General features: G+C 62.8%; 12 protein-coding genes. 7 read left to right on the plus strand and 5 right to left on the minus strand.

Features of this window, described 5'->3' with window-relative positions; all coding sequences use genetic code 11:
* Positions 1 to 19 precede the first annotated feature (19 nt).
* From ACSQ9E_RS12430 to ACSQ9E_RS12445, 4 genes are read left to right on the plus strand one after another with little or no spacing between them, the layout of a single operon-like run.
* Entirely contained in the window at positions 20 to 1312 is a 1293-nt protein-coding gene (locus tag ACSQ9E_RS12430; protein ID WP_436217951.1) for a TolC family protein, read from the plus strand.
* Complete coding sequence (locus ACSQ9E_RS12435) at positions 1309 to 2949, plus strand: efflux RND transporter periplasmic adaptor subunit (protein WP_436217952.1); 1641 nt, start codon at positions 1309 to 1311, stop codon at positions 2947 to 2949. Before ACSQ9E_RS12430 ends, ACSQ9E_RS12435 begins: the two co-directional genes overlap by 4 nt.
* Positions 2946 to 6113, plus strand: coding sequence for an efflux RND transporter permease subunit (locus tag ACSQ9E_RS12440; protein ID WP_436217953.1), 3168 nt, complete (start codon positions 2946 to 2948; stop codon positions 6111 to 6113). The genes ACSQ9E_RS12435 and ACSQ9E_RS12440 overlap by 4 nt, the downstream gene beginning before the upstream one ends.
* Positions 6114 to 6127: 14 nt before the next feature.
* Positions 6128 to 6478, plus strand: coding sequence for a copper-binding protein (locus ACSQ9E_RS12445; protein WP_436217954.1), 351 nt, complete (start codon positions 6128 to 6130; stop codon positions 6476 to 6478).
* Positions 6479 to 6664: 186 nt separating this feature from the next.
* Here the strand turns inward: ACSQ9E_RS12445 and ACSQ9E_RS12450 are convergent, their stop codons facing one another.
* The 4 genes from ACSQ9E_RS12450 to ACSQ9E_RS12465 all read right to left on the minus strand — a co-directional run bounded on the left by ACSQ9E_RS12450 (position 6665) and on the right by ACSQ9E_RS12465 (position 9551).
* The gene (locus ACSQ9E_RS12450; RefSeq protein WP_436217955.1) at positions 6665 to 7282 is read right to left on the minus strand and encodes an HAD family hydrolase; all 618 of its coding nucleotides are present in this window, start codon (positions 7280 to 7282) and stop codon (positions 6665 to 6667) included.
* Positions 7283 to 7377: 95 nt separating this feature from the next.
* Positions 7378 to 8178: a metallophosphoesterase gene (locus ACSQ9E_RS12455; RefSeq protein ID WP_436217956.1), complete on the minus strand. Its 801-nt coding sequence runs from the start codon at positions 8176 to 8178 to the stop codon at positions 7378 to 7380.
* Between the two features lie 310 nt (positions 8179 to 8488).
* On the minus strand, positions 8489 to 9148 hold the full coding sequence (locus ACSQ9E_RS12460) for a metallophosphoesterase (protein ID WP_436217957.1): 660 nt from the start codon (positions 9146 to 9148) through the stop codon (positions 8489 to 8491).
* Positions 9149 to 9170: 22 nt separating this feature from the next.
* Entirely contained in the window at positions 9171 to 9551 is a 381-nt protein-coding gene (locus ACSQ9E_RS12465) for a hypothetical protein (protein ID WP_436217958.1), read from the minus strand.
* A 212-nt stretch (positions 9552 to 9763) separates the two neighbouring features.
* Here ACSQ9E_RS12465 and ACSQ9E_RS12470 point away from each other — a divergent pair, with 212 nt between their 5' ends.
* On the plus strand, positions 9764 to 10075 hold the full coding sequence (locus ACSQ9E_RS12470; RefSeq protein WP_436179691.1) for a helix-turn-helix domain-containing protein: 312 nt from the start codon (positions 9764 to 9766) through the stop codon (positions 10073 to 10075).
* On the opposite strand, the gene ACSQ9E_RS12475 is transcribed toward ACSQ9E_RS12470, so the two are convergent.
* Positions 10047 to 10511: a hypothetical protein gene (locus ACSQ9E_RS12475; protein WP_436217959.1), complete on the minus strand. Its 465-nt coding sequence runs from the start codon at positions 10509 to 10511 to the stop codon at positions 10047 to 10049. The genes ACSQ9E_RS12470 and ACSQ9E_RS12475 overlap by 29 nt on opposite strands.
* 308 nt (positions 10512 to 10819) lie before the next feature.
* Between ACSQ9E_RS12475 and ACSQ9E_RS12480 the strand changes: the two genes are divergently transcribed.
* Entirely contained in the window at positions 10820 to 11131 is a 312-nt protein-coding gene (locus ACSQ9E_RS12480) for a helix-turn-helix domain-containing protein (protein WP_436217960.1), read from the plus strand.
* A 168-nt stretch (positions 11132 to 11299) separates the two neighbouring features.
* The gene (locus tag ACSQ9E_RS12485) at positions 11300 to 12253 is read left to right on the plus strand and encodes a tyrosine-type recombinase/integrase (protein WP_436217961.1); all 954 of its coding nucleotides are present in this window, start codon (positions 11300 to 11302) and stop codon (positions 12251 to 12253) included.
* The last annotated feature ends 6 nt before the right edge of the window (positions 12254 to 12259 follow it).

Raw genomic sequence — 12259 nt, forward strand, 5'->3', positions numbered from 1 at the left:
TTCGCTGTCTGGAGATGACATGTCTTGTTTGATTTCGGCCCGCTGGTGGGCCACTGCTGCCATGGCGGCAGCCTTGAGCGTGCCCGCCTGGGCCGGTACGCCCGATGAACCCCTCTCGCTGCGCGAAGCACTGGCCCTGGCTGCCGCACGCTCGCAACAACTGGTGGCCAGCCGAGCCTCGACGGCTGCATCGCGGAACATGGCCATCGCTGCGGGCCAGTTGCCGGACCCCGTCCTCAAGTTCGGCTTGGACAACCTCCCGCTGAACGGAGCGGACCGGCTGAGCCTGTCGCGCGACTTCATGACCATGCGGCGTATCGGCGTGATGCAGGAGCTGCCCGGCGCGCAAAAGCGCCAACTGCGCACCGAGCGTTTCGAGCGCGAAGCCGATCTCTCCGTCGCGCAAGGCCAGATGAGCCTGGCCAACCTCCAGCGGGACACCGCCCTCGCATGGATTGAGCGCTACTACACCCAGCGGATGCGGGACCTGGTGCTGCGACAGATCGAGGAAACCAGGCTCCAGGTTCAGGCGATCGAGTCCGGCTTTGGTATTGGACGAAGCAGCCAGGCCGACGTGTTTGCAGCGCGGTCGGCCCTCGTCCTGCTGGAAGACCGGTTGAGCACGGTGGACAGGCAGCAACGAAACGCCGCCCTGGTCCTCGCCAGATGGGTCGGCCCGGACGCCGAGCGGCCGGCCACCGAGGCACCGGCCTGGCAGACGAGCCGGCTTGAAGACGGCAGGCTGCAGGAGCACATCCCGCTCCACCCCGATCTGCTCGTGCTCAAGGCGCAGGTGGATGCCGCCCAGACCGAGTCGCGGCTGGCCGACGCCAACCGACGATCCGACTGGAGCGTCGAGGTGATGTACAGCCAGCGCGGCACTGCCTACTCGAACATGCTCTCCGTCGGTGTCTCGATTCCCTTGCAATGGGACAGGGCCAATCGCCAGAACCGGGAGCTCGCCGCCAAGCTGTCCATGGTCGATGAAGCGCGCGCCAAGTACGAGGACATGCTCCGCAGCCACGAGGCCGAGGTGCGCAGTCTGCTCAACGACTGGCAAACCGGCAAAAGCCGTGTCCATCGCCATCAGGACCAGCTCATTCCCCTGGCCGAACAGCGCGCACAGGCGGCTCTGACGGCATACCGCACGGGCAAGGTGGACTTGGCTGCTGCCCTGGCTGCACGCCGCGATGAGATCGACGCCCGCATGCAGGCGCTCGCCGTCGAAATGGAGACCGCCAAGAGCTGGGCGCAGTTGAATTTCCTGTCACCCAGCGACAGCCTCCCCAAATCTCGCCAGGAAAAGCCATGAAAAACTCCCACATCCTCGTGGCCTCCACCCTGGTGCTGGCCGTCGTCGCCGGCGGCTATGCCGCCTTTGAAATAGGGATGCGGCGCGGCGCCAGCATGGCCGCCTCCGGCACGAACGCGCCCAGTACCACCGATGCGGTTACGGAGGCCGCCGTGCCCGCGGCACCAGGGGCTGTGCCCCAGAGCATTGCCGAAGGCGAGGACGCCACCCGGCGCCACATGGCAGCGGGCATCCAGGCCGGACAGACCGACCCGGCCAACGGACGCAGGATCCTCTACTACCACGACCCCATGGTGCCGGGCAACAAGTTCGACAAGCCCGCGAAGTCCCCCTTCATGGACATGATGCTGGTGCCCGTGTATGCGGACGGCGATGCCGACCAGGGTAAGGTCACCGTCAGCCCTCGCATCCAGCAGAACCTGGGAGTTCGAACCGCCATCGTCTCCGAGGGCAAGTTGGCGCCGCAGGTGAATGCCGTCGGCAGCATTGCCTTCAACGAGCGTGACCAGGCCACAGTGCAGGCCCGCGCCACCGGCTATGTCGAACGGCTGCATGTGCGCGCCACGCTGGACCGGGTCGCCAAGGGGCAGCCCCTGGCCGAACTCTTCGTGCCCGAATGGGTCGCTGCGCAAGAGGAGTTCCTGTCCCTCAAGCGCATGCCCGGCAGCGACCTCGCAGGCCTCATCGATGGGGCACGCCAGCGCATGCGACTGGTCGGCATGAACGACGCGCAGATCGCGCTGGTGGAGCGCACCGGCAAGGCACAGGCCCGCACCACGATCTTCTCGCCCATTGCTGGCGTGGTAGTGGAACTGTCGGCACGCGAGGGGATGACCGTCATAGCCGGGGCGCCGCTGTTTCGGATCAACGGTCTGTCCACCGTCTGGGCCAATGCCGAGGTTCCAGAAAGCCAGGCGGCGCTGGTGCGGCCGGGGGCGATGGCGCGGGCCCAAAGCCCCGCGGTGCCCGGCGTCACGTTCGAAGGCCGGGTCCAGGCCATCCTGCCTGACGTCAATGCCAGTACGCGGACCCTCAAGGCCCGTTTGGAGCTGGCCAACCCCGGCTTGCGGCTGGTGCCCGGCATGTTCGTCTCGATGCAGTTCATGGACGAGCAGAGAGAACGCGCACTACTGATCCCGACCGAAGCCGTGATCCAGACCGGCAAGCGCGCGGTGGTGATGGTTGCCGAGGACAACGGCAGGTTCAGGCCAGTGGAGGTCCAGGCCGGTGTCGAGTTCGGCGGCCAGACCGCGATCAAGAGCGGCCTGCAGGCTGGCCAGCGTGTGGTGGTGTCCTCGCAGTTTCTGATCGACTCCGAGGCCAGCCTCAAAGGGGTGGAAGCCCGCCTGAACGAAGCGCCTGCACAGGGCGCTGGCGTCGCAGCGCCGCGCCATGAGGGCGAGGCACAGATCGTGGCCATCGACAAGGATTCCATCCTGCTGTCGCATGGGCCCATTCCGTCCATCCAGTGGGGGCCGATGACCATGGAGTTCAAACCACCGCCACCGAACGCGCTTCCGCGCAACCTGGGGAAAGGCGATCACGTCACGATTGAATTCTTCATGGACAAGGAGGGGATGCCCCAGCTCACGCGGGTATCCCCGATGCCGGCGCCCTCGCCAGGAGTCAAAAAGTGATCGCCCGGCTGATCCGCTGGTCCATCGCCAATCGCTTCCTGGTACTGCTGGCCACTCTGGTCGTCGGCGCCTGGGGCGTTCACGCCTTGCTCAGGACACCACTGGACGCGCTGCCCGATCTGTCGGACGTGCAGGTCATCATCCGCACCGCCTATCCGGGCCAGGCGCCGCGCATTGTCGAGAACCAGGTCACCTATCCGCTGACCACGACGATGCTGTCGGTACCGGGGGCGAAGACCGTGCGTGGCTATTCGTTCTTTGGGGACTCGTTCGTGTATGTGCTGTTCGAGGACGGCACGGACCCCTATTGGGCGCGTTCGCGCGTGCTGGAGTACCTCAACCAGGTGCAGTCCAGGCTGCCGACCGCAGCCAAGGCCTCGCTCGGCCCCGATGCCACCGGCGTGGGGTGGATCTACCAATACGCCTTGATCGACCGCAGCGGCACCATGGACCTGGGCCAGTTGCGGGCCCTGCAAGACTGGTTCCTGAAGTACGAGCTCAAGACCGTTCCCAACGTCGCGGAAGTTGCCTCCGTGGGGGGCATGGTGCGCCAGTACCAGATCGTGCTGGATCCCGACAAGCTGGCCGCCTATGCCATCCCCCACACGCGCATCACCGAAGCGGTGCAAAGGGCGAACCAGGAAGCCGGCGGCTCGGTGTTGGAACTGGGTGAAGCCGAGTACATGGTGCGCGCTTCGGGCTACCTGCAGTCGCTGGATGATTTCCGGCAGATACCGCTCATGACCACGCCGGCGGGCGTCTCCGTGCGCCTGGGCGACGTGGCGCGCATCCAGTTGGGCCCGGAGATGCGCCGCGGCATCGGCGAACTGGACGGTGAAGGCGAGGCCACGGGCGGCATCATCGTCATGCGATCGGGCAAGAACGCGCTGGAGACCATCGAGGCGGTCAAGGCCAAGCTCAAGTCCCTGCAGGCCAGCCTGCCCAAAGGCGTGGAAATCATCCCGGTGTACGACCGCTCCAGCCTGATCGAGCGCGCCGTGAAGAATCTCTCGTTCAAGCTGCTCGAGGAGTTCCTGGTCGTAGCCGCCGTGTGCCTGCTCTTCTTGTTCCACCTGCGCTCGGCATTCGTGGCCATCATCTCGCTGCCGCTGGGGATCCTGGCCGCGTTCATCGTCATGAACTATCAGGGGGTCAACGCCAACATCATGTCGCTGGGCGGTATCGCCATCGCCATCGGCGCCATGGTCGATGCCGCGGTGGTCATGATCGAAAACGCCCACAAGCACCTGGAGCACTGGGCGCACGCGCATCCCGACGAGAGACTCGAAGGTGAGGAGCGCTGGCGCGTGATCGGAGACTCGGCGGCCGAAGTGGGCCCCGCCTTGTTCTTCTCCCTGTTGATCATCACGCTGTCCTTCATCCCCGTTTTCACGCTGGAAGCGCAAGAAGGCAGGTTGTTCGCCCCGCTGGCATTTACCAAGACCTACGCCATGGCGGCCGCGGCGGCCCTGTCGGTGACGCTCATCCCGGTGTTGATGGGCTATCTCATCCGGGGGCGCATACCCCAGGAACGGGCCAACCCGCTCAATCGCCTTCTGATCGCCATCTACCAGCCCCTGCTCAATGGGGTGCTGCGTGCGCCCAAGCTCACGCTGGCGATCGCTGCCGCTGTACTGGTCATCAGCCTGTGGCCGCTGCAGCACATCGGAGGCGAGTTCATGCCAAGGCTCGACGAGGGGGACTTGCTGTACATGCCCACGGCCTTGCCGGGCTTGTCGGCAGGCAAGGCCTCCGAACTCCTGCAGCAGACCGACCGGCTGATCAAGACGGTGCCCGAAGTGGCGAGCGTCTATGGCAAGGCCGGCCGCGCCGAGACCGCCACCGACCCCGCGCCGATGGAGATGTTCGAGACCACGATCCAGTTCAAGCCACGCGAGCAGTGGCGAGCTGGCATGACGCAGGACAAGCTGGTGGAAGAACTCGACCGCATCGTCAAGGTGCCGGGCCTGGCCAACATCTGGGTACCACCGATCCGCAACCGCATCGACATGCTGGCCACCGGGATCAAGAGCCCGGTGGGGGTCAAAGTCGCCGGAACGGACCTGGCAGAAATCGACCGCATCACGACACAGATCGAGAAGGTGCTCAAAGGCGTGCCGGGCGTCTCCAGCGCCCTGGCCGAGCGGCTCACGGGCGGACGCTACGTGGACGTGAACATCCGCCGCGACGCGGCATCCCGGTTTGGGCTGAACATTGCTGACGTGCAGTCGGTCATTGCCTCGGCCGTGGGCGGCGAGAACATCGGCGAGACGGTCGAAGGACTGCAGCGCTTTCCCATCAACGTCCGCTATCCCCGGGAAACACGCGACTCTTTGCAGAAGCTGCGCAGCCTGCCTATCGTCAGCCCCCAGGGCGCACGCCTTGTGCTGTCCGATGTGGCAGACGTGCGCATCTCCGATGGCCCGCCCATGCTCCGAAGTGAAAACGCCCGGCTGTCGGGCTGGGTCTACGTGGACATCCGTGGCCGGGACCTGCGCTCGGCCGTGCAGGACATGCAACAGGCCGTGGCGCAGGAGGTTCAGCTGCCCTCGGGCTACTCGGTTTCCTGGTCCGGCCAGTTCGAGTTCCTGGAACGCGCCACGGCCAAGCTGAAGGTCGTGCTGCCATTCACGCTGCTAATCATCTTCGTGCTGCTGTACCTGACCTTCCGGAGCATCGGGGAAGCGCTACTCATCATGGCCACGCTGCCATTCGCCCTGGTGGGGGGTATCTGGCTGCTGTATCTGCTGGGCTACAACCTCTCTGTCGCTGGCGCGGTGGGCTTCATTGCGCTGGCCGGGGTCTCGGCTGAGTTCGGCGTGATCATGCTGCTGTACCTCAAGCACGCTTGGCAGGACCGCATCGACCAGCAACGGACCGAACCTGCGGACCTGCTGGATGCCCTCCGCGAGGGCGCCGTGCTGCGGGTTCGCCCCAAGGCCATGACGGTCGCGGTGATTCTGGCGGGTCTTCTGCCCATCATGTGGGGAACGGGTACCGGATCGGAAGTGATGCAACGCATCGCCGCGCCCATGGTCGGCGGAATGATCACCGCCCCATTGCTGTCCATGTTCGTTGTCCCCGCCGCCTACCTGCTCATGCGCCGCGCGCGCAAGGGTCGCGCGGCACTCCCATCACCCCAACCAATTCCACAACCACTCTGAAAACGGAGATCACCATGAAGCGAATCATCACCACCACCGGCCTCGCTATTGCCATCGCACTGCCAGGGGCCGCTGCATTGGCTCAGAAAAAGATGGACGACATGAAGGGTATGGACATGGGCAAGAAGCCGGCAGCGGGAGCCCAGGCCGTCCACAAAACCAAGGCCATCGTCAAAAAGGTGGATGCCAAGGCGGGCCGCGTGACGTTGGCCCACGAGCCGGTGGCCAGCCTCAACTGGCCTTCCATGACCATGGGCTTCAAGGTCAAGGAAAGCGCGCTGCTGAACAAGCTCACCGAGGGCAAGCGCGTCGAAGTCGAGTTCGTTCAGGAGGGCAAGGACTACGTGATCCAGTCGGTCCAGTGATTGGTGCAGGGGAGATGTGAGGAAGCCGCCCCCTTCGTCTCAAGTCCCCTGAAGACTATTCCAGCCAATCGCGGGGTCGAGGCCTCGCGGGCTGGATACTGGGCCCGCAGGTGGGAGTCCACAGGATTGAAATCGTCGTGTTTCCCCAACTGCTGGCCAGCCGAACATGGGTGCCGCTTGACGTGCTCACCGCACATTCAAAATCTGCGTGCGCATCCACTCGCTGAACGCCCACAGATCAGCGTGCGAGGAGTGGATCTGATCGAGCTCCGGTCCGACGTTGGGGGTTCCGTTCGGACCGCGGCAGATCAGTGCGCGATGGACGCCCGGAGCGATCCCACGAAAGTACGGCAGGAAGTCATCAACGAACACCACTGGCCCAAGTTGTTCAATCGCATCGGCCTTTGGGCTGCGTTCCCCTGCAGCGAGTCCCGTGGCGATCACGCGCTCGATCGGAAACCCCGTTTCCCGCAGATTCCTCAGGCGGGCCGTTTCGAACTGCGGGGCCAGAGCCGAAACGCAGACCAGCTCGTAGCCCGCATCATGGAGCCGATGGCAGGCATCGACAGCGTGTTCCAAAGGAGGCACACAAGACCAGAACTGCTCGTCCATGCAGGCTTGCAATGTCGCCAGTCGTTCACCCTCCAGGAACTCTACCGCCCAGCGGTGATACGGGAAATACGCATCCTTGTCCCGCTCGACGGGCCGCTGGCCAAATGCCCGCTCCCAGACCGAGGCATAGGCCAGGCCATAGTCAAGAAGCACACCATCCGCATCCAGGGCGATGATTGGCTTGATGCTCATGTCGTTGATCCTCCAAAAATGCCCGCGCGGCGCCGGCATGCAAACCATCGATGGTTGGCTACCCCGCGTGCTTGCAAAGGCACGGCAGCTTCCATTCAGCCCACATTCACACAGAAGTCCGCCCGGAACTTCGGGTTCTGCATGCCACCCCCGATGAGCTTGTACCCGCGGGGATTGGTGACGATTCGGGTCCCCCGCACCTCGTAGTCCAGGCTGTCATGGATGTGCCCATGGATCCAGGTGCCGGCTTTTCCCATCAGCGCGTCCAGGTCGCTCGCGTAGCAAGGTGACAGCGGGTGCCCCTCGAACTCATCCGGAATCGATCGGGGATGCGGCGCATGGTGGGTGACCACCACCGTGTTCTCCGGATCACCCAGGCCCAGTTGCCCCTCCAGCCACTGCCGGCTCGCATCGTGCCGGCGCGCAGCCATCGCCGGAAACAGACGGTGTTTGCGCTGCTGCCAGTACATCTCCGGCGGCCGAGTGATCTTGATTTGCGGATAGTCGCTCATGCGCTGGCGCGCCGTGCTCATCGCCATCAGCTTTTCATCGGCGCCATGCAGTGCGTAGTCCGTCCAGAGCGTGCACCCCAGAAACCGTACACCGCCGATCAAAACGGTATCGTTCTCCAGGTAGTGAACTTCGTGATCCCGGGCCAGCTTGCGCATCACGTCGATGTGCTTGTCCCAATGCTGGCTGTAGAACTCATGGTTGCCGTCCACGTAGATGATAGGTTGGTCCGGGAAGGTCTCACGCGCCCAGCGAAGCCCGCCCGTGCCTTCGGTGATGTCACCTGCCAGCACGACCACGTCGACGGTTTTGAGAAAGTCCGGGTCCAGCTGCAGCTTGAAGGGACACAGGTCCAGGTGCAGGTCCGAGTAAACGAGCAGTTTCATGGAAGCTCCGTTGAAGGCGTTTCACGGACTCATGGCCAACAGCGACGAGGCTTCTTGCGCGCCCTGACCATCGGCGCGAAACCAGCGCGCTGAATGCGCGCGGAAACCAATCTCCCTTCCAACAGCATCCCTGGTTTGGTTGTGATCACGAACCCTGGTGGCTCGTCCCCGTCAGCGCTACTCCTGGCCAGCGAGAAGTACACGCGGGCTCCCACCTTCCAACCCATGCCCGGCGGCAAGGGGATGCGGTTGCGACTGTCGATTTGCGCTCTGCGCTCGGGCTCGAATCGCTTACTGAAGGATTGAGGGTTCAAAGGCATAACAATCCTTGGGTGACGTCCCAGCCCACATTCACAAAATGGGTGATTTCAGTGGGAGCCAGCACGTCGCGGTGCAAGTGGCCGTGGTAGTTCACGAGCCGCCGAAAGGGATGATCTACGGTCGCCGGGTAGTGGCTCGCGAACACGGTCCGGCCCAGCATGTCCCGCCAGAACAGAAAGGGGACCACTGCTTCGAACAGCGGCTGCCGTCCGTGCGGTGCGCGCTCCCTGGCGTAAAGGCATTTGCCATTGCGCTTGAGGTCATGGTTTCCAAGCACCAGGACCTTGCGACCCGGGAGGCGCCGGATCCATTCCATGGCCTCGTCGTGGTCGCCCATGGCCAGGTCCCCGAGAATCAGCAGCCATTCGTCGTCCTTGACCTTCTGGATCTGGGTGATGAGGTGCTCGTTCATCTGCATGACGTCGAAAAAGGGACGCTTGCTGTACTCGATCACGTTCGTGTGGCCCAGGTGCAGATCGGACGTCATCCATACCCGCTCACCGCGGGTCAGCGCATTCACGACCTGAGAGCTGGCCTCGTTGATGGTGTCGGGCCTGGCCAGGTCCAGCATCGCCGCGTGCACATCGGGCCGGGATCTCTCCGTGGCCAAGGTGCGCTGAAAGAGGTTCAGTGCGTCGTTGAAATCCATAGTGCGTAGCTAGGAAACGGAACTATTGCAAGGGTGGCAGCAACCCGCCACCATGGTCTGGCCACGAGCCGACAGACACCGCGTGCCAGACGCCATCGCTCACGTCAGCCGAAACCGTCCCGATGGCAAGCTTGCCGCGCAGCTCCATCAACATCCGCAGCTCCTTGTCTTCTTCGGGCGGTGCTGCGAGGTGATAGTTGCGACCTGATCCCGTCTTGACCATTGCGCTCGCAAGATCGATGGCAGCCAAGGCCGAAGTAACTCTGAGTGTCATGGGGCCCAGCATCGCGACGATGTGCAGCGTCCCGGTCCCACGTTGAAGGATTCGCCAATGGTCCAGTTGGACCTCGGGCTGAACTTGAACATCGGGGGCGGGACGCTCATTGAGAAATTGAATCTGCACGATGCAGTACCTTGTTTTTGATCAGGTGGGCGAACAGGCTGTAGTTCCCCGTTTGCGGTGAGTTCGCTGCAGTGAGATGCAGACGCGCTTCTTGTCCACACTGGTTTGAGGAATCTGGGGGAGCCATTCGGAAATGGAAATCATCTAATTTCCATCAAAATGCGACTAGTTAGACGTGGTCTTTTAAGTCGCCATCGGCGGAAATCGAGTGAATGCCCACTCGAAAGTCAGATCCACCAAAAGCTGCTGTCGGTCGCGCGCTCAAGCAGCTGCGCGAAGCTCGCGGCTTTACCCAGGAGGATCTGACACCGGCGATCAGCCGGCGGCACATTGGGCGTCTCGAGCAGGGCGAGCAGCTCCCCAGCATTGGCATGGTGGAGCACCTCGCTGAAGGCCTGCAGGTTCACCCAATGACTCTCCTTGCAGTGGCATATGCGCGTAGATTCGATGCAGCATCGATTGAGAAGGTGCTGAAGTCTGTTCGAACCGATCTCTCTACACTGCTGCCTGAGGACGTTGCTTAGCCCTTTTGGGCTGAGATGGAGAACTTTCTCCGACCATGATGGCTTCAATTCCTGTCAGCATGGACAACGATTCGTCATCGTTTGGGCGATTAAGCAGTCTGTTCACGATCTCGCGGTCTGCGGCCATGCTGAGCACCATCATCACGTCGCGTAACTGCTCAAGGCTGCCTTCAAACATGAGTTCGCCATTTACGGGAGGCGACGGATGTGCCTTTGCTATCAACAGCAACGCCATCGCAATCGCTGCATTGGGTTCGCCGTCGGGCCCTCGTGTGCCTTCTCCCCACAGCATGGCCCGAAGTTGATCGGAAACACTCACCAATTGGCCGTCGCTAAGGCTTCTTGGAAGGATTGCATCAAAGCCACCGGTTTGAAGGATTTCTTCCAGGTCCATCTCGCTGAAATGGCCGATCTGTTCTTTGTCTAACTGCAACATACTCGTCAAATATTTAGGGGACTAGTTGGTCCTGTTTGGGACTGAGCGTGCGAAGATAGCTGAACTTTCTCCGCGCAAAACCCGTTTCAAGGCGGTCCAGCGCAAATGGAAAGCTCCCACTTGCCTTGCGAAGACATCTGCGCAATCAGAGTGTTGTTTTGAACTTTCGCTGCCACTCGCCCTTGAAGAATCGATTGGATCTTTCCCGCTTGGTTGAACTCGACAGCCAGTTTCGCGAACTAGCGAAGCTGCAGGGTCCAGGCACGCCCAGGAGCGGGTGGGTGAAGACTGTGCGCCTGGCTCTGGGCATGAACTCTGAGACCTTGGGTCGACGCATCGGCATCTCTCCGCAAGGAGTCAGGCAGCTTGAAAAGTCGGAAGCTGATGGCTCGATTTCTCTCAACACCCTGGCCAAGATTGCAGATGGGTTGAACTGCGACGTGCGGTACGTTCTGGTGCCCAGGATCAGCCTGGTCGACCAGGTGATGGCGCGAGCCATGGAGCACTCCAACGGCGCGGTTCCGATGGGGGCAGGCAGCACCCCGATGAACATTGACGGCCAGTCGCTGGTTGTGCTCGCCTCGCTTCTTTCACGCATCGACCAACGCGCGTTTTGGTAGCCGGCGTTGTGGCTTGCAGTTGAAGAGGCCCCGAAACACGTAGGCGGGACATTTCTGACGGACCCGGCCCGCGGGTCGTTGCGAAAGCGGTTCGAGCGCCTATAGTGCCGGTAGGTGGGCCTGTTCCCGGTGAGATGCGGCTTCGGGGCCGAGTGCAAAGGAGGCGTGGTGGGTGAACTGGATGACTATCTGCAGGCTGCCGACCGTGAGACCACGGTGCGAAGTTACGCAGCCGCGATCAAGCACTTCGAGCAGGACTGGAAAGGGTTGCTACCGGCCACAAGCGATACCGTTGCCCGCTACCTCGTGGCCTACGCAAGTACGCACAAGGTCAGCACCTTGAGGCAAAGGCTGGCGGCGCTCGCGCGCTGGCATGCCGAACAGGGCTTTGCGGACCCGACCAAGACGCCGCTGGTACGCAAGGTGCTCAGGGGCATTGTGGCGAAGCACCCGGCCAAGCAAAAGCAGGCGCGACCACTGGAGCTCGATCAGCTCCAAAAGATCTCCGACTGGTTGCAAGCCGCGCAGCGCACGGCACACGAACAAGGCGATGAAACGGCCTTGCTGCAGCTGACGCGCAACCGGTCCATCGTGCTGCTGGGCTTCTGGCGCGCGTTTCGATCCGATGAGATCGTCAACATGCGAGTGGAGAACGTGACGGCCGTTGCCGGAACAGGCCTGACCTGCAGGCTGGAAAGGAGCAAGACGGATCGCGCGTTGGAGGGCCGCACGTTCCATTGCCCGGCTCTGTCCCGGCTGTGTCCTGTGGACGCCTACCTGGAGTGGATCGCCGTCAGCGGCCGCCAGGCGGGCCCGGTTTACTGCGGTATCGACCAATGGGGCCACATGTCTGAACGCCCCATGCACCCCACCAGCCTGATTCCCTTGCTACGCAAGATGTTCCATGACGCCGGCGTCGAGTCTGCCGAGGGCTACTCGAGCCATTCGCTGCGGCGCGGATTTGCCGGATGGGCACGCGCCAGTGGATGGGACATCAAGGAGATGATGGAGTACGTCGGATGGCGCGACATGGAGTCGGCGTTGAGGTACCTGGATGCCCCGACCGCCGGACTTCAGGAGCGCTTCGAGAGCGGCCTCGGTCCTCGCCCGGACAACTCTTAACCCCGA

Source organism: Acidovorax sp. LjRoot118, assembly GCF_964253575.1.
GTDB lineage: Bacteria > Pseudomonadota > Gammaproteobacteria > Burkholderiales > Burkholderiaceae_C > Acidovorax.